The sequence below is a fragment of the Enterobacter cloacae complex sp. IR5403 genome, from assembly GCF_049238705.1.
Taxonomy (GTDB): Bacteria; Pseudomonadota; Gammaproteobacteria; order Enterobacterales; family Enterobacteriaceae; genus Enterobacter; species Enterobacter hormaechei_C.
Map to the genome: position 1 here is coordinate 1 of NZ_JBMKHP010000006.1, position 15,855 is coordinate 15,855.

The following is a 15,855-nucleotide window of genomic DNA, read 5'->3' on the forward strand; positions in this document are numbered from 1 at the left end:
TTCACTGTCGGCGAAGGTAAGTTGATGACTCATGATGAACCCTGTTCCATGGCTACAGATGACAAACATGATCTCATATCAGGGACTTGTTCGCACCTTCCCTAAAGAAAAATGGACTTCATCCGCCATCATTTCCCAGCCTGATGCGGCGCAAATTGCCACCTATGCAAACGCGTTGAACATCCTTTATGGCGGTGCCGCACCTTCTATGCTGGACATTCAGAATCGCGCCATTGGCCGTTTCAACTCTTCCTTCTCCGCATTAGCGCAGGCACTTGATAATCAGGAAGATCCGGAGAAACTTACTATCGAACCGACCGTGAAAGGCCAGGCATTACCCTTAACCGTTAGCTATCAGGGTGAATCGGCTGAGGCAGCACAGAAGCAGCTGGCGCAGTATATTCAGCAGATCGATGAGCAAACGGCTAAAGAACTGGCGCTTGACCTCAGAGACAACCTCAAGCAGCAGATTATTACATTGAACGATTCCCTCAAAAATGAGGAGAAAGTCGTACAGGAGCAAAAAGATCTGCGTATCAAGCAGATTTCAGAGGCGCTTAAAAACGCAGAAGCCGCAAAAATTAGCACACCGCAGCTTCAGCAAACTCAGGATGTGACCCAGGAAACGATGTTTCTGTTAGGTACTGTTGCCCTCAAATCAATGGTTGATAACGAAGCATCTCGCCCGCTGGTGTTCTCGGGCTCTTACTATCAGACCAAAAAGAATTTACTGGATATTCAGAACCTCAACGTTAATCCTGATACCATTCATGTCTATCGTTACGTTATGAAACCGGACCTTCCTTTCCGCCGTGATAGTCCTAAAAAGGCCGTAACCCTCATCCTCGCGATACTGCTTGGTGGTGTTATCGGTTCTGCTGTCGTCCTTGGCCGCAACGCGCTGAGAAACTACAAACCAAGAGCCTGATTTACAAAAAAAAGACCGGGTCGTCCCTAATACCGATCATTTAAGGATCGGTTGACCGATCCAGTGGCTGGTGTAAAAAGGGTTCATGTCTCTTCATGGACCCTTTTTAAATGGAACTTTCTCAGGCTCCCGGCATTATTCATCTCAGCGCACCGGAACATGCCTGTTCCCTTTCCGAACTCATCCACGCAGAACTTATCCGGTAAGCCTTCAGGCTGACCGATACCGTGACGCTCCGTAAACGTAAACCACCCTTGAATCAATGACATGGCTTATTGTCGGCATATCTGTTTTCTGTGACAGGCCGATGACCAATTTTGTTAATCTCATGGATATCACTGACCGTTCGGGCGCGCCATTCACCGCACGAAGCGCCATTATCCAGCGCGGCAAAAAGCTCGGCGAGGGGGCTGTCCGGGAGCTTTTTGATATCACAGCAATACTGGAAGCAGCAGGCGTCACACCCGCAATGGCACGGACTGAACCTGTTTGCGGTGGATGGTGTGGTCTGGAGAACGCCTGATATGCGGGAGAACAGCGAAGCGTTCAGCAAACACGGCAACCAGCACAGCGAAGGCAACTATCCGCAGGTGCGCATGGTCTGTCTGATGGAGCTCAGCAGCCATCTGATTAACGCCAGCGCTTTCGACAGTGAGAGCGTCAGCGAAATGCGTCTGGCGGCACAGTTAACGGACCGGGTACCGGACAACAGTATCCCCCTGTTCGACAAGGGATATTACTCCCCGGGGCTGCTGCATCACTGGCAGCACGCCGAATAGAACCGGCACTGGCTGCTGCCCCTGATAAAGAATACGGAGTATAAGGTCGTGTGCCGTCTGGGGCGGGGTGACGAGCGGGTGAAGCTGAAAACGAGCCCGCAGGCCCGGAAACAATGGCCTGGACTGCCGGAAGAGGTCGCTGCCAGACTTCTGAGCCGGAAAGTGGACGGAAAGGAGAGGAAAGTCCTCACGTCTCTGGAAGACCCCTGTCGTTATCCGGCGGGTGCGGCGAGCGAGCTGTACCGTCACCGTACGAACAGGCGAGATGGCTGGTATTACCGGGAAGACAGGAGCGAAGTTACCCGAGAGAGCTCAGGGTGAAGGGCAAGAAATACCCGGATAAAAAAACTGCTGGTCACCTTAAGTGACCAGCATTAGGGTTTCCCCGGTCTTTTTTTATTTATGCCGTTTCCGCAAATTCTCAATCACCGTCGTTAAATCCAGCTCCTGATCCTGAAGCAGCACCAGCAGGTGATACATTAAATCCGACGCTTCGTTCGTCAGCTCCTCCCGATCCTGCACGGTGGCCGCCAGCGCCGTTTCAACGCCTTCCTCACCCACTTTCTGCGCAATCCGTTTGGTGCCGCTGGCGTACAGCTTCGCCGTGTACGAGCTCTCGGGATCCGCTGATTTACGCTCTGCCAGCAGCTGTTCCAGCTGATAGAGGAACAGCCACTGGTGGCTCGCCTCGCCGAAGCAGCTGCTGGTGCCTTTGTGGCAGGTCGGCCCAATCGGGTTGACCAGCACCAGCAGGGTGTCGTTGTCGCAGTCTGGCGTAATGCTGACCACATTCAGGAAGTGACCCGAAGTTTCCCCTTTCGTCCACAGGCGCTGTTTGGTGCGCGAGAAAAACGTCACCTTGCCGCTGTCGAGCGTTTTTGCCAGTGCCTCCTGGTTCATGTATCCCAGCATCAGCACTTCGCCTGAAACGGCATGCTGTACAACCACCGGCAGTAATCCGTCAGTTTTTTCCCAGTCCAGCTGCGCCTGTTGTTGCTCTGTTAACATACCCTGATCTCCACGCCCTGGTCGGCCAGGTACGTTTTTAACTCACCAATATTGATAATCTGTTTGTGGAACACGGAAGCGGCCAGCGCGCCGTCTACGTTCGCATCGCGGAAGGCTTCAAGGAAGTGTTCCATGGTGCCTGCGCCGCCGGAGGCAATCAGCGGAACCTGGCACACCGCGCGCACTTTTTTCAGCTGCTCGAGGTCGTAACCGTTGCGTACGCCGTCCTGGTTCATCATGTTCAGCACGATTTCACCTGCACCGCGTTTTTGTACTTCCTGCACCCAGTCCAGCGTCTCCCATTGGGTGACGCGCGTGCGGCTTTCATCGCCGGTGTACTGGTTAACGTGATATTTGCCCGTCGCGGTATCAAACCAGGTGTCGATCCCCACGACAATGCACTGCACGCCAAAGCGGTCCGCCAGACGCGTAATCAGCTCCGGATCTGCGAGTGCAGGGGAGTTAATCGAAATTTTGTCCGCACCGAAAGAGAGAATCTTCGCCGCATCGTCAGCAGATTTAATCCCGCCCGCCACGCAGAAGGGAATATCAATCACCTCTGCCACGCGCGCCACCCAGCTTTTGTCCACCACGCGGCCATCGCTGGAGGCGGTGATATCGTAAAATACCAGTTCGTCTGCGCCTTCTTCGGCATAGCGTTTAGCCAGGGGAACGATGTCGCCAATGATCTCGTGGTTGCGGAACTGCACGCCTTTTACAACCTGACCATCACGCACGTCCAGGCAGGGAATTATCCGTTTTGCCAGCATTGAATCGCCTCCTTCACCGTAAATTTGCCTTCAAGCAGCGCGCGACCCACGATCACGCCGCGTACACCGGTTCCGCGCAGAGCGGCGATATCCGCCAGGTCGCCGATACCGCCAGAGGACTGAAACGCCACCTGCGGATAACGCGCGCAAACCTCTTCATACAGCGAGACGTTAGAGCCTGCGAGCGTACCATCGCGTGAAATATCCGTGCACAGCACATGCTTCAGCCCTACGGGGAGATACATCCCGACCAGCTCTTCCAGCGTTACGCCGGAGTTTTCCTGCCAGCCGCTGACCGCGACCTGCTTGTTACCTTGCGCGTCAATGCGCACATCCAGCGCCAGCACCAGCGCATCCGCACCGAAGCGGCGGAACCAGCCCTTGACACTCTCAGGATCTTTCACAGCGGTCGAACCGACTACCACGCGCGCCACGCCCGCGTCCAGTAAGGCGGCAACATCGGCTTCCGTACGCACGCCGCCGCCCACCTGCACCGGGACGTCCACGCCAGCCACCAGTGTTTTAAGCAGCGGGATCTGGCGTTTGGCCGGATCTTTCGCGCCGGTCAGATCGACCAGATGCAACACCTCAGCGCCCTCGGCGGCGTAAGCCTGTAACCGCGGCAGCGGGTCGTTGCCGTAGTCGCGCTGCTGTCCGTAATCGCCCTGGTGGAGACGAACAACCGTGCCGTCAATTAAATCTAAAGCGGGAATTATCATCACATCTCCAGGAAATTTTTCAGCAGTTGCGCACCGGCGGCGCCGGAGCGTTCCGGGTGAAACTGCACGCCGTAAAAGTTATCTTTCTGCACGGCGGCGGTGAACGCCTCGCCGTAATTGCACTGGGCGATGGTGTAGGCATTCACGGGCATGGCGTAGCTGTGGACGAAATAGAAGTACGCGCCGTCTTCAATACCCTGGAACAGCCTGTTGCCCGCCTTCGGATAAACGCGGTTCCAGCCCATGTGCGGCAGCGGCAGGCCGTGGTCGGTCATTTTCGGCACGTCTTCTTCAATAATGCCCAGCAGATCAACGCCGTTGCTCTCTTCGCTGCGGCGGCCAAGCAGCTGCATGCCGAGGCAAATGCCCAGCACCGGCTGAGTACAGGCTTTGATGAGATCTACCAGCTCGCGCTCATGGATCTGATCCATCGCCGCCTGGGCGGTGCCAACGCCCGGCAGAAAGAGTTTATCCGCACGCAGCACCACGTCCGGGTCGCGGCTCACTACCGGCTCGTAGCCGTGGCGCATAATCGCCGACTGTACGGAGTTCAGGTTGGCGCATCCGGTGTCCAGAATCACCACGTTCATTACAGCACTCCTTTCGACGAGGGCAGGGCGTCACCTTCCACGCGGATCGCCTGGCGCAGGGTACGGCCAAAGGCTTTGAACAGGCTCTCGACGCGGTGGTGATCGTTTTTGCCTTTGGTTTTCAGGTGCAGCGTCAGGCCCATGGTGTAAGAAAGCGAGCGGAAGAAGTGTTCCACCATCTCGGTGCTGAGATCGCCCACGCGCTGGTAGGTAAAGTCGGCTTTGTATTCCAGGTGCGGACGCCCGGAGATATCCATCGCGCAGCGCGCCAGGCACTCGTCCATAGGCAGAACAAAGCCGAAGCGGTTGATGCCGCGCTTGTCGCCGAGCGCCAGCTTCAGGGCTTCGCCCAGCGCCAGGCCGGTATCTTCCACGGTGTGGTGATCGTCGATATACAGGTCGCCCTTAACGGTGATCTCCATGCGGAAGCCGCCGTGCGTGGCGATTTGATCCAGCATGTGGTCAAAGAAACCGACACCGGTGTGGATCTTGCTGCCGCCTTCGCGGTCGAGCCAGACCTTCACGTCGATCTGCGTCTCTTTGGTGTTGCGTTCAACGTGGGAATAGCGGTCGCGTCGGGTGAGCTGCTCGCCAATCATCTCCCAGTTTAGCGTGTCGCGGTTATAGCGCAGGCCCGCAATGCCCATGTTGTCCGCCAGCGTGATATCCGTGACGCGATCGCCGATCACATAGCTGTTGGCTTTATCCAGCGCCTCTTCCGCCAGATAACGTTCAACAAGCTTCACTTTTGGCTTGCGGCAGTCGCACTCGTCGGCAGGCATATGCGGGCAGATCAGCACTTCGTCGAAGGCGATGCCCTGCGAGGTCAGCACCTGCATCATCAGGTTGTGCGGGCCGTCAAAGTCTACCTGCGGGAAGCTGTCGGTGCCCAGACCGTCCTGGTTGGTGATCATCACCAGCTTATAGCCTGCTTTCTGAAGCTTCAGCAGCACCGGGACCACGTCGGGTTCAAACGCCAGCTTGTCGAAACGATCGACCTGAAAATCGCTGGGTGGCTCCGAGATGATGGTGCCGTCACGATCGATAAAGAGATACTTCTGACTCATACTTTCTCCGCTTTCAGGGCGTCAATCACGCGCTGGCTCTCTGCACGGGTGCCGACGGTAATACGCAGGCAGCCGCTCAGGGTAGGTTGTTTATTCTGGTCTCGTAAGATAATGCCCTGATCCCACAACGATTTAAATATCGCGCTTGAGGCGGTGAAGCGCACCAGGATGTAGTTGGTTTCCGAGTCGAACACCTGCTCCACGCACGGAATCGTTTTAAGGGCATCAACAAGATACTGACGCTCTTCCAGGATCTGCGCCACACGCTCGCGCATCGCGCTGATGCCCTGCGGGGCCAGCGCCTGTGCCGCAATATCGGCAACCGGCGTTGAGAGCGGATACGGGGCAATCACTTTCAGCAGCAGGTCGATAACCGCTTTATTCGCCAGCGTAAATCCACAGCGAAGGCCAGCGAGGGCGAAGGCTTTGGAAAGGGTACGCAGCACAACGAGATGCGGATACTCCTCAAGCCAGCCTGTCAGCGTCGCCTGCGGGCAGAACTCAATGTAGGCTTCATCAGCGACGACCAGCGCCTTGCCGCGCGTCATCTCCAGCAGGGTGCGGATATCCTGCGGATGAATAATCTGCCCGGTGGGGTTATTCGGGCTACAGACAAACACCACCTTCACGCCGTCTAGGTTATCGGCGATGCCCTGCAAATCCAGCTGCCAGTTGTCGAGCGCCTGCACGTTGCGGCAGGCCACGCCAAAGGTTTCGGCGCTCACGCTGTACATCCCGTAGGTGGGCTGGCAGTACATCACCGCGTCTTTACCCGGTTCGCAGAACGCGCGGATCAGCAGCTCAATCCCTTCATCCGCCCCACGGCTGACCAGCACCTGCTCAGGCTTCACGCCTGCATACTGGGCATAGTTCTCGATCACCGCTTTCGGCTGACACTCCGGGTAGCGGTTCAGCGTCTGCTGCAAAAGCTCAAAGGCCACCGCCGTGGGATATTCGTTGGCATTCAGCCAGACGTCGCCGTTCCCGCCCAGACGACGCGCAGACTGATAGGGCGTCAGGCGACGGACATTTTCGCGGGCTAATTCTTCGATGTTCATGCTTGCTCCTTCAGGGCGGCAACGCGCAGCGTCACGGCATTTTTGTGGGCAGTCAGGCGCTCGGCGGCGGCAAGGGTTTCAATGGTCGACGCCAGCGAGGCAAATCCCTCGCGGGAGAGTTCCTGCACGGTCATGCGCTTCTGGAAATCCGCCAGCCCCAGGCTGGAGCAGGTTGAGGTATAGCCATACGTCGGCAGCACGTGGTTGGTGCCGGAGGCGTAATCCCCGGCGGATTCCGGTGACCAGTCGCCGAGGAACACCGAACCTGCGTTGGTTATGCTGTCGACCAGATCGCGCGCATTGCGGGTCTGAATAATCAGGTGCTCAGGACCGTACTGGTTGGAGATGGCGATGCACTGGTCAAGATCGCGGGCCACAATCAGGCGGCTGGCGGATAGCGCCTGACGCGCCGTTTCCGCCCGCGGCAGGTCAGCCAGCTGACGCTCAACGGCGTCGCCCACGCGTTTTGCCATGTCGGCATCTGGCGTCAGTAAAATCACCTGCGAATCAGGGCCGTGTTCGGCCTGCGATAGCAGGTCAGAGGCCACGAAATCCGGGGTAGCGCCGCTGTCGGCAATCACCAGCACTTCAGACGGACCGGCAGGCATATCAATCGCCGCGCCGTCCAGACGCTGGCTGACCTGGCGTTTCGCCTCGGTCACGTAGGCATTGCCCGGGCCAAAGATTTTGTCGACCTTCGGAATGGATCCCGTCCCGAACGCCAGGGCAGAAATCGCCTGCGCACCGCCCACTTTATAGATCGCCTGCACGCCGCACAGCTTCGCCGCATACAGGATCTCGTCGGCGATCGGTGGCGGAGAGCAGAGCACCACCTTCTGACAACCGGCAATACGCGCCGGGGTGGCCAGCATCAGGACGGTCGAAAACAGCGGGGCAGAGCCGCCAGGAATATAGAGGCCGACGGACGCCACCGGGCGCGTCACCTGCTGGCAGCGTACGCCGGGCAGGGTTTCCACATCCACCGCCTGCAATTTCTGCGCGGTGTGGAAGGTATCAATATTCTTCACCGCGACGGCCATCGCCTGTTTGATGTCATCACCCAGACGATTGCTGGCATCAATAATTTCCTGCCCGGTAACCTGTAAAGCGCCGACTTCCGTCTTGTCAAACTTCGCGCTGTACTCGCGCAGCGCGTCGTCCCCGCGGGCTTTGACGTTATCGAGGATCTCCGCCACGGTGCGGGTGATGCTCTCCGAGGCGGAAATTGCCGGGCGCATCAGCAGCTCACGCTGTTGCGCGTCGCTACAGGTATTCCAGTCGATGATTGTGTTAAAGCTCATGGTCGTTACTCCATCATCTTCTCAATTGGCAGCACCAGAATGGAGCTTGCGCCCAGCGCCTTCAGTTTTTCCATCGTTTCCCAGAACAGGGTTTCGCTGCTGACCATGTGCATCGCCACGCGCTGCTGGTCGCCCGCCAGCGGCAGAATGGTTGGGCGCTCAGCGCCCGGCAGCAGGGCAATCACTTCGTCCAGACGCTCGGTTGGCGCATGCATCATGATGTATTTGGATTCACGCGCCTGAATCACGCCCTGAATGCGGGTCAGCAGTTTGTCGATGAGCTGCTGTTTGGCGTCGGCCATCTCGCCGTCGCGCTGGATAAGGCACGCTTTGGAGCGGTAGATCACCTCCACTTCGCGCAGGCCGTTCGCTTCCAGCGTGGCGCCGGTGGAGACGAGGTCACAGATGGCATCGGCCAGGCCCGCACGCGGCGCCACTTCAACAGAGCCATTCAGCAGACAGGATTTAAACTGCACGCCTTTTTGATCGAGGTAACGCTTCAGCAGGTGAGGGTAAGAGGTGGCGATACGTTTGCCGTTCAGCGCGGCCGGGCCGTCCCAGGCTTCATCGACCGGCGTGGCCAGCGACAGGCGGCAGCCGCCGAAGTCCAGACGACGCAGGGTAAAGTAGCGCGGATCTTCGCCCTGCGCGCGGCGGGTTAACAACTCTTCTTCCAGTACGTTTTCGCCGATGATGCCAAGGTCAACGACGCCATCCATCACCAGGCCCGGGATATCGTCATCACGTACGCGCAGAATGTCGATCGGCATATTTTCAGCCAGGGCGATCAGGCGTTGGGTGTGCAGGTTGATTTTAATCCCGCAGCGGGCCAGCAGTTCGCGTGAATCGTCGCTTAAACGCCCTGATTTTTGAATAGCTATGCGTAAACGTGAGTTATCTAACATTCTGTGTTCCTCGTTAACCTGTTTTAACCTGTCTGAATGCGGTCCAAAAAAAAGCCCCCGGAAGAAGATCTTCCGGGGGCTTTTTCATGCGTTCATGCACCACTGGAAGATCCAAACGTCTTCCAGCACACATCGCCTGAAAGACTAGTCAGGATGATGGTGATGATGGTGGTTTTTAAAAGGAACGCGGGTCATATAAATTCTCGTTGAATGCTTATGCATTTGATGTCTTTTAACCTAAACCAGTTGTACGCCATAAAGCAAGGGCTTTTTTTGATCATTAATTCATTTCATATTGATGGTATGAATTGTGCGTTCCACCAGGCTGGCGTAGCCTTATAACAAGCGTCGTTAAGCGGAGAATGTCATGAAAAAGGTCGCGATTGTCGGGTTAGGGTGGTTAGGAATGCCACTGGCGATGTCATTAGCCGCGAAAGGCTGGCAGGTGACAGGGAGTAAGACCACCCGGGATGGGGTTGAAGCGGCACGCATGTGCGGCATTGATGGTGTCGAGCTGCGTCTCGAACCCGAGCTTATCTGCGATACCGACGAGCTGGATGAACTGATGAATGTGGACGCGCTGGTCATTACCTTACCGGCGCGGCGCAGCGGCCCGGGTGAGTCTTTTTACTTGCAGGCGGTGCAGGAGATCGTCGACAGCGCCCTGGCGCACCATATCCCGCGTATCATTTTCACCAGCTCCACCTCCGTCTATGGCGATATCGACGGTACGGCGAAAGAAAACACCGAGCGCCGTCCGGTGACCGCCAGCGGCCGGGTGCTGAAAGAGCTGGAAGACTGGCTGCACAATCTGCCTGGTACGCAGGTGGATATCTTACGTCTGGCCGGGCTGGTGGGGCCGGGCCGTCATCCGGGGCGCTTCTTTGCCGGTAAATCCGCGCCGGATGGCCAGCACGGGGTTAATCTTGTGCATCTTGAGGATGTTATCGGCGCCATAGAACTGCTTTTGCAGGCTCCGAAAGGGGGGCACATCTATAATATATGTGCGCCTTCGCATCCGCCGCGCAGTACCTTTTATCCGCTGATGGCGCGCCAGCTGGGTCTGGCGCCGCCGGTATTCAGTGAGGCGCAGGGGGAACGCAAAGGCAAAATTATTGATGGCAATCGTATTTGCCATGAACTGGGATTTGAATATCAGTATCCCGATCCGCTGGTTATGCCCATGGAATAATTGCGCCGGCGGAGACAATCGCACACCGCAAGGGGGCGAAGATGAAACCGCTGCTGGATGTTCTTGTTATTCTGGATGCGCTGGAAAAAGAGGGGAGCTTTGCCGCCGCCTCGGCGAAGCTCTATAAAACCCCTTCGGCTCTGAGCTACACCGTGCAAAAGCTCGAGAGCGATCTTAATATCCAAATCCTTGACCGCACCGGGCATCGCGCGCGTTTCACCCGCACAGGGCAGATGCTGCTGGAAAAAGGGCGTGACGTGCTGCATACGGTTCGCGAGCTGGAAAAACAGGCCGTCAAACTTCACCAGGGCTGGGAAAATGAGCTGGTGATTGGGGTTGATGATACTTTCCCTTTCTCCCTGCTTACTCCGCTTATTGAGGCGTTCTATCAGCGCCATAGCGTCACGCGGCTGGTTTTTATTAATGGCGTGCTGGGCGGTTCCTGGGAGGCCCTGACGCAGGGCAGGGCGGATATCATCGTTGGGGCGCTGCATGAGCCTCCCCAGTTAAGTGAATTTGGTTTTGCGCGGCTGGGCGTTCTGGAGCAGGTTTTTGCCGTTGCGCCTCATCACCCGCTGGCGAATGAACCGGAGCCTGTTACCCGACGCGTCATTAAAAACTATCGTGCCATTGTGGTTGGAGACAGTTCTCGCCCCGAATGCGGCATTTCATCGCAGCTGCTGGATGAGCAGGAGGCCATCACCGTTTTTGATTTTAAAACCAAGCTGGAGCTGCAAATAAGCGGCCTGGGGTGCGGTTACCTTCCCCGTTATTTAGCGCAGCGGTTTATTGACAGCGGAGCGCTGGTGGAAAAACAGGTTTTAGCGCAGAGCAGTAACGAATCGGTATGGGTGGGCTGGAATGAACAGACCGCCGGGCTTGCCAGCGCCTGGTGGCGAGACGAAATTTTAGCAAATAGTGCTATCGCTACAGTTTACACTCAGGCAGGTGATGGGAAATCAATCAGTTAGTAAAATTAATTTATGGGCAGGTTTCTCAATGTATTGCCTTTTGTATCTGGAATAGGGCAAAATGCCGCCGCTGCAAACAAATGAATAATCGACGATATAAAAGGCGTCGGTTATTTTTTTTTGCATGTACGAAACGAAACTAAAAACCAAGAGGCCGGGCTTCGTACCGGATAGATATTTACTAAAATCCGACAGTTGTTGTCGCTGAGGAAGAAAGAAATGGGGCAATTTTTCGCTTACGTGGCGGTTATTACCGTAAAGGAGAATAACTATGTCGCATAACGCAACTCCAAACACCTCTCGCGTGGAATTACGTAAAACGCTTACGTTGATTCCGGTTGTTATGATGGGCCTTGCCTATATGCAACCGATGACGCTGTTCGATACATTCGGTATCGTATCAGGCCTTACTGACGGTCACGTTGCAACGGCGTACGCCTTTGCGCTGGTCGCCATCCTCTTTACAGCGCTGAGCTACGGTAAACTGGTTCGCCGTTTCCCGTCCGCAGGCTCTGCGTATACCTATGCTCAGAAATCCATTAGCCCGGCGGTTGGCTTTATGGTGGGCTGGTCATCACTGCTGGACTACCTGTTCATGCCGATGATCAACATTCTGCTGGCAAAAATTTACTTCGAAGCGCTGGTACCTTCCGTGCCGTCGTGGATCTTCGTTGTGGCGCTGGTGGCCTTTATGACCATCTCTAACCTGCGCAGCATCAAGACCGTGGCTAACTTCAACACCCTGATTGTGATCCTTCAGATGGGGATTGTTGCGGTTATCGTTGGCCTGATCATCTACGGCGTTTCCCACGGTGAAGGCGCAGGTACGCTGACCAGCACCCGTCCGTTCTGGTCTGAAGGCGCGCACGTAGTGCCGATGATCACCGGTGCGACTATCCTTTGCTTCTCGTTCCTGGGCTTCGACGGTATCTCTTCTCTGTCTGAAGAGACCAAAGACGCTGAGCGCGTGATCCCGAAAGCGATTTTCCTGACCGCGCTGATTGGCGGCCTGATCTTCATCGGTGCGTCTTACTTCTTACAGCTGTACTTCCCGGATATCTCTCGCTTTAAAGATCCGGATGCATCACAGCCTGAAATTATGCTGTACGTGGCGGGTAAAACCTTCCAGTGGGGCGTGCTGATCTTCTCCAGCGTCACCGTACTGGCTTCCGGTATGGCAGCGCACGCGGGCGTTTCTCGTCTGATGTACGTGATGGGCCGTGACGGTGTGTTCCCAACCCGCTTCTTCGGTTACGTGCATCCTAAATGGCGTACCCCGGCGTGGAACGTGCTGCTGGTGGGTGCTATTGCCCTGCTGGCGATTAAATTCGACCTGGTAACGGCCACTGCGCTGATTAACTTTGGTGCGCTGGTGGCGTTCACCTTCGTTAACCTCTCCGTGATTTCGCAGTTCTGGATCCGTGAGAAGCGCAACAAGACGCTGAAGGACCACATCAACTATCTGGTGCTGCCAGTGTGTGGTGCCCTGACGGTGGGCGCCCTGTGGATCAACCTGGAAGAGAGCTCAATGGTTCTGGGTCTGATCTGGGGTGCAATCGGCCTGATTTACCTGGCTTGCGTGACCAGAAGCTTCCGCAACCCGGTTCCTCAGTACGAAGACGTCGCGTAAGACTGTGTCGGGTGGCGGCTATGCTCAACCCGACCAACAGTTTCGTAGGCCGGGTAAGCGTTAGCGCCACCCGGCAAAAAAAGCCGGAGACATCGCCTCCGGCTTTTTTGTACCCGCTATTCAGACAATCTCTTGCGCATACTGGAACAGCGCTTTCAGCAGCGCCTGCTTCTCAGCATTCCCTTCATACTGACCGTAAAGCATCTCCAGCTCCTGGGCGTAGCTATTAAGAAACTCCGGCGTAAACACGTTGCGCCGATGCTGTAACCAGCGTTCCTGCTCTGCTTCATCCAGCGTGCCGGGATAGTTACGCGCGCGATAATTAAATATCAGCTTCTCAATGCGCTTATCTGCGAAGGTGATATCCAGCGCGGGCAGGTTACGCGGGTCGGTTTGCAGCACGATGTTCATCGCCGCGCGATCGGCATCGCTGAAGAAGCCGTTATAAAGCTGCGCATCCACATTCTCAGACGGCACGAACGGCTCTGCTTCGGCAAAAATGGCGACGACTTTCTCGCGCACCTGCGGGTTGTCGCGCAGCACTTTCAGGTTGTCGAGGCAGTGCTGACGGTTAACCCCCAGCCGGTCGGCGTCTTCCGGGCGCAGCGTGTTGGCCTGCGCCAGTACCGGGCACTTATTGATGTGCACCAGTTTTACCGGTACGGCTGGCAGGTCACCCAGCGCCTCTTTCGGGGTATAGAGCCGTTCACGTAAGGTGTCGCTGTCAAGCTCAAGCAGCGGCGAGATATCCCCGGCGAGATCCACCATGATGACGGCGTTACGGTTGTCCGGATGCCAGGCAAGCGGCGCCACCCAGCTTGTGTTCCCGCGCCACGCTCCAAACATCCCTGAAATATGCACCAGCGGTTTCATCTGCGGCACGTCAATCAGCGTCATCAGCTTTTGCTTACTGCGATGGCTCAACAGATACTCAAACAGGCGCGGCTGCGCGGTTTTTACAAGTTTCGCCATAGCGATGGTCGCGTAAACGTCTGCCATCGCGTCATGGGCGTTGCTGTGCTCGATGCCGTTGGCCCGCGTCAGGTGCTCGAGCCTGAAGCTCGGCAAGCCGTCGTCGTTCTCCGGCCAGTTAATCCCCTCCGGGCGCAGCGCATAGCAGGCGCGCATGATATCCAGCAAATCCCAGCGTGAATTACGGTTCTGCCAGCTCCATGCATACGGATCGTAGAAGTTGCGGTAGAAGATATTGCGCGTCACTTCATCGTCAAAACGGATGTTGTTGTAACCCACCACGCAGGTATTGGGCACCGTGAACAGGTCGTGGATGCGACGGGCAAATTCTGCTTCGCTAACGCCTTTATCCCGCGCTTCCTGAGGCGTGATGCCCGTCACCATCACCGCGCCCGGCTGCGGCAGATAGTCATCGGCGGGCTTACAGTAAAACACCTCGGGTTCACCGATGACGTCAAATTCGTCATCGGTACGGATAGCCGCAAACTGCGCCGGTCGGTCCAGCGCCGGATGGGTGCCAAAGGTTTCGTAATCGTGGAACAAAAAAGTCGGGCGCGCGGCAGAGTCAGACACCAGTAATCTCATCCTGTTAAAAATTGACTTCTCTATGGTAAACGATTGGGGTGAGCAGTCCGAATAAAAAGCACGGTCAGGCAAGAAATTTGCGAGATTTGTTCCGAAAAAATCTGCGCGTTGTCACATTTTTTTGCAATTAAGGCAGGTAACGACATCAGAACTCCCGTAAAAAGGTCATCGATTTTTACTGACCTGAGGATATACCGTTGAAACGCCGTCTGTTTATTGCTGTTTCTTTACTCGCTTCGAGTATTTCATCCGCGCTGGCTGCCGAGCCGCTGGATTTTTCACCTCAGCCGCCTGCCATCCAGGCTGGCTCCTGGGTATTGATGGATTACACCACGGGTCAAATCTTAACGGCGGGCAACGAACATCAGCAGCGTAATCCGGCGAGCCTGACCAAACTGATGACGGGGTACGTTGTCGATCGTGCCATTGATAGCCACCGCATCAGCCCCGATGACATTGTGACGGTCGGACGTGACGCCTGGGCAAAAGGCAATCCGGTCTTTGACGGTTCGTCGCTGATGTTTCTGAAGGAGGGCGATCGGGTTTCCGTGCGCGATCTCAGCCGCGGCCTGATTGTTGATTCCGGCAATGACGCCTGCGTGGCGCTGGCGGATCACGTGGCGGGCGGTCAGCCGCAGTTCGTCAGGATGATGAATGACTACGTTGAAAAGCTGAACCTGCGCGATACCCACTTCGAAACCGTACACGGGCTGGATGCACCGGGTCAGCACAGCTCCGCTTACGATCTCGCCGTGCTTTCCCGGGCCATCATTCACGGCGAGCCTGAGTTCTACCACATGTACAGCGAAAAGAGCCTGACCTGGAACGGCATCACCCAGCAGAACCGCAACGGCCTGCTGTGGGATAAGACCATGAACGTGGATGGCCTGAAAACGGGACACACCTCGGGCGCGGGCTTTAACCTGATTGCCTCTGCGGTGGACGGTCAGCGTCGACTGATTGCGGTGGTGATGGGGGCAGACAGCCCGAAAGGACGTGAAGATCAGGCGCGCAAGCTGCTGCACTGGGGACAGCAAAATTTTGATACGGTGCAGATCCTGCATAACGGTAAAAAAGTGGGAACCGAGCGCATCTGGTACGGCGATAAAGAGCAGATCGCGCTGGGCACGGATCAGGACTTCTGGCTGGCATTACCCAAATCGGAAGTGCCGAACATCAAGGCGAAATACGTGATGGATAAAAAAGAGCTGGAAGCGCCGATCGCCGCGCATCAGCGGGTAGGGGAGATCCAGCTGTACGATCGTGACAAGGTGGTCGCGCACTGGCCATTGGTTACGCTGGAAAGCGTTGAAAAGGGCGGCCTTTTCTCCCGCCTCGGCGATTATCTGCATCATAAGCTCTGACCTTTTTGGGCAGACT

The 15,855-nt window shown here is 56.3% G+C and carries 16 protein-coding genes, 1 pseudogene and 1 other annotated feature; of the genes and pseudogenes, 7 read left to right on the top strand and 10 right to left on the bottom strand.

All coding sequences use genetic code 11. The features are described 5' to 3' along the window. Window positions 1–31 precede the first annotated feature (31 nt). Both wzzB and ACOTW6_RS10355 read left to right on the top strand, forming a co-directional pair. Window positions 32–928 (top strand): LPS O-antigen chain length determinant protein WzzB, encoded by an 897-nt coding sequence (gene wzzB / locus ACOTW6_RS10350; RefSeq protein WP_421766246.1) that lies wholly within the window; start codon window positions 32–34, stop codon window positions 926–928. A 110-nt stretch (window positions 929–1,038) separates the two neighbouring features. Then, a pseudogene (locus ACOTW6_RS10355) lies at window positions 1,039–1,998 on the top strand (IS4 family transposase); the annotation flags it as partial. Window positions 1,999–2,103: 105 nt separating this feature from the next. Here the strand turns inward: ACOTW6_RS10355 and hisIE are convergent. The 9 genes from hisIE to hisL all read right to left on the bottom strand — a co-directional run bounded on the left by hisIE (window position 2,104) and on the right by hisL (window position 9,320). Continuing rightward, the gene (gene hisIE, locus ACOTW6_RS10360; protein WP_213789149.1) at window positions 2,104–2,715 is read right to left on the bottom strand and encodes a bifunctional phosphoribosyl-AMP cyclohydrolase/phosphoribosyl-ATP diphosphatase HisIE; all 612 of its coding nucleotides are present in this window, start codon (window positions 2,713–2,715) and stop codon (window positions 2,104–2,106) included. Then, window positions 2,709–3,485: an imidazole glycerol phosphate synthase subunit HisF gene (gene hisF / locus ACOTW6_RS10365; RefSeq protein ID WP_003859481.1), complete on the bottom strand. Its 777-nt coding sequence runs from the start codon at window positions 3,483–3,485 to the stop codon at window positions 2,709–2,711. The genes hisIE and hisF overlap by 7 nt, the downstream gene beginning before the upstream one ends. Continuing rightward, the gene (hisA, locus tag ACOTW6_RS10370) at window positions 3,467–4,204 is read right to left on the bottom strand and encodes a 1-(5-phosphoribosyl)-5-[(5-phosphoribosylamino)methylideneamino]imidazole-4-carboxamide isomerase (RefSeq protein WP_015572395.1); all 738 of its coding nucleotides are present in this window, start codon (window positions 4,202–4,204) and stop codon (window positions 3,467–3,469) included. Before hisA ends, hisF begins: the two co-directional genes overlap by 19 nt. Continuing rightward, a complete protein-coding gene (gene hisH, locus ACOTW6_RS10375) occupies window positions 4,204–4,794 on the bottom strand; it encodes an imidazole glycerol phosphate synthase subunit HisH (protein WP_015572396.1) in 591 nt (196 codons plus the stop codon). The genes hisA and hisH overlap by 1 nt, the downstream gene beginning before the upstream one ends. Then, a complete protein-coding gene (gene hisB / locus ACOTW6_RS10380; protein ID WP_032669539.1) occupies window positions 4,794–5,861 on the bottom strand; it encodes a bifunctional histidinol-phosphatase/imidazoleglycerol-phosphate dehydratase HisB in 1,068 nt (355 codons plus the stop codon). Before hisB ends, hisH begins: the two co-directional genes overlap by 1 nt. Further along, on the bottom strand, window positions 5,858–6,919 hold the full coding sequence (gene hisC / locus ACOTW6_RS10385) for a histidinol-phosphate transaminase (protein ID WP_062932831.1): 1,062 nt from the start codon (window positions 6,917–6,919) through the stop codon (window positions 5,858–5,860). The genes hisB and hisC overlap by 4 nt, the downstream gene beginning before the upstream one ends. Beyond that, window positions 6,916–8,220 carry a histidinol dehydrogenase gene (gene hisD / locus ACOTW6_RS10390; protein WP_062932832.1) on the bottom strand — a complete coding sequence of 435 codons (1,305 nt, stop codon included), beginning with the start codon at window positions 8,218–8,220 and terminating at the stop codon, window positions 6,916–6,918. The genes hisC and hisD overlap by 4 nt, the downstream gene beginning before the upstream one ends. Window positions 8,221–8,225: 5 nt before the next feature. Beyond that, window positions 8,226–9,125 carry an ATP phosphoribosyltransferase gene (hisG, locus tag ACOTW6_RS10395; protein ID WP_000886595.1) on the bottom strand — a complete coding sequence of 300 codons (900 nt, stop codon included), beginning with the start codon at window positions 9,123–9,125 and terminating at the stop codon, window positions 8,226–8,228. A gap of 45 nt (window positions 9,126–9,170) precedes the next feature. After that, window positions 9,171–9,294, bottom strand: a sequence feature (His leader region). After that, the gene (gene hisL, locus ACOTW6_RS10400) at window positions 9,270–9,320 is read right to left on the bottom strand and encodes a his operon leader peptide (protein WP_099516347.1); all 51 of its coding nucleotides are present in this window, start codon (window positions 9,318–9,320) and stop codon (window positions 9,270–9,272) included. (Overlaps the previous feature by 25 nt.) Window positions 9,321–9,492: 172 nt before the next feature. Between hisL and ACOTW6_RS10405 the strand changes: the two genes are divergently transcribed. From ACOTW6_RS10405 to ACOTW6_RS10420, 4 genes are all read left to right on the top strand, one after another. After that, complete coding sequence (locus ACOTW6_RS10405; RefSeq protein ID WP_017383300.1) at window positions 9,493–10,317, top strand: SDR family oxidoreductase; 825 nt, start codon at window positions 9,493–9,495, stop codon at window positions 10,315–10,317. A 41-nt stretch (window positions 10,318–10,358) separates the two neighbouring features. After that, entirely contained in the window at window positions 10,359–11,288 is a 930-nt protein-coding gene (locus ACOTW6_RS10410) for a LysR substrate-binding domain-containing protein (protein WP_047728942.1), read from the top strand. Window positions 11,289–11,507: 219 nt separating this feature from the next. Continuing rightward, window positions 11,508–11,570, top strand: a complete 63-nt coding sequence (gene yoeI / locus ACOTW6_RS10415) for a membrane protein YoeI (protein ID WP_099458931.1) — start codon at window positions 11,508–11,510, stop codon at window positions 11,568–11,570. Continuing rightward, a complete protein-coding gene (locus tag ACOTW6_RS10420) occupies window positions 11,560–12,918 on the top strand; it encodes an APC family permease (RefSeq protein ID WP_006811203.1) in 1,359 nt (452 codons plus the stop codon). The genes yoeI and ACOTW6_RS10420 overlap by 11 nt, the downstream gene beginning before the upstream one ends. 120 nt (window positions 12,919–13,038) lie before the next feature. Here ACOTW6_RS10420 and sbcB read toward each other — a convergent pair whose 3' ends face one another. Continuing rightward, a complete protein-coding gene (gene sbcB / locus ACOTW6_RS10425; protein ID WP_407057591.1) occupies window positions 13,039–14,475 on the bottom strand; it encodes an exodeoxyribonuclease I in 1,437 nt (478 codons plus the stop codon). A 191-nt stretch (window positions 14,476–14,666) separates the two neighbouring features. Here sbcB and dacD point away from each other — a divergent pair, with 191 nt between their 5' ends. Continuing rightward, on the top strand, window positions 14,667–15,839 hold the full coding sequence (dacD, locus tag ACOTW6_RS10430; protein WP_047740833.1) for a serine-type D-Ala-D-Ala carboxypeptidase DacD: 1,173 nt from the start codon (window positions 14,667–14,669) through the stop codon (window positions 15,837–15,839). Window positions 15,840–15,855: the final 16 nt, after the last annotated feature.

Bases quoted from the DNA above. Each gene is read 5' to 3' on its own strand.
- wzzB (WP_421766246.1), top strand. From the start codon at position 32: ATGATGAACCCTGTTCCATGGCTACAGATGACAAACATGATCTCATAT.
- hisIE (WP_213789149.1), bottom strand. From the start codon at position 2,715: ATGTTAACAGAGCAACAACAGGCGCAGCTGGACTGGGAAAAAACTGAC.
- hisF (WP_003859481.1), bottom strand. From the start codon at position 3,485: ATGCTGGCAAAACGGATAATTCCCTGCCTGGACGTGCGTGATGGTCAG.
- hisA (WP_015572395.1), bottom strand. From the start codon at position 4,204: ATGATAATTCCCGCTTTAGATTTAATTGACGGCACGGTTGTTCGTCTC.
- hisH (WP_015572396.1), bottom strand. From the start codon at position 4,794: ATGAACGTGGTGATTCTGGACACCGGATGCGCCAACCTGAACTCCGTA.
- hisB (WP_032669539.1), bottom strand. From the start codon at position 5,861: ATGAGTCAGAAGTATCTCTTTATCGATCGTGACGGCACCATCATCTCG.
- hisC (WP_062932831.1), bottom strand. From the start codon at position 6,919: ATGAACATCGAAGAATTAGCCCGCGAAAATGTCCGTCGCCTGACGCCC.
- hisD (WP_062932832.1), bottom strand. From the start codon at position 8,220: ATGAGCTTTAACACAATCATCGACTGGAATACCTGTAGCGACGCGCAA.
- hisG (WP_000886595.1), bottom strand. From the start codon at position 9,125: ATGTTAGATAACTCACGTTTACGCATAGCTATTCAAAAATCAGGGCGT.
- ACOTW6_RS10405 (WP_017383300.1), top strand. From the start codon at position 9,493: ATGAAAAAGGTCGCGATTGTCGGGTTAGGGTGGTTAGGAATGCCACTG.
- ACOTW6_RS10410 (WP_047728942.1), top strand. From the start codon at position 10,359: ATGAAACCGCTGCTGGATGTTCTTGTTATTCTGGATGCGCTGGAAAAA.
- ACOTW6_RS10420 (WP_006811203.1), top strand. From the start codon at position 11,560: ATGTCGCATAACGCAACTCCAAACACCTCTCGCGTGGAATTACGTAAA.
- sbcB (WP_407057591.1), bottom strand. From the start codon at position 14,475: ATGAGATTACTGGTGTCTGACTCTGCCGCGCGCCCGACTTTTTTGTTC.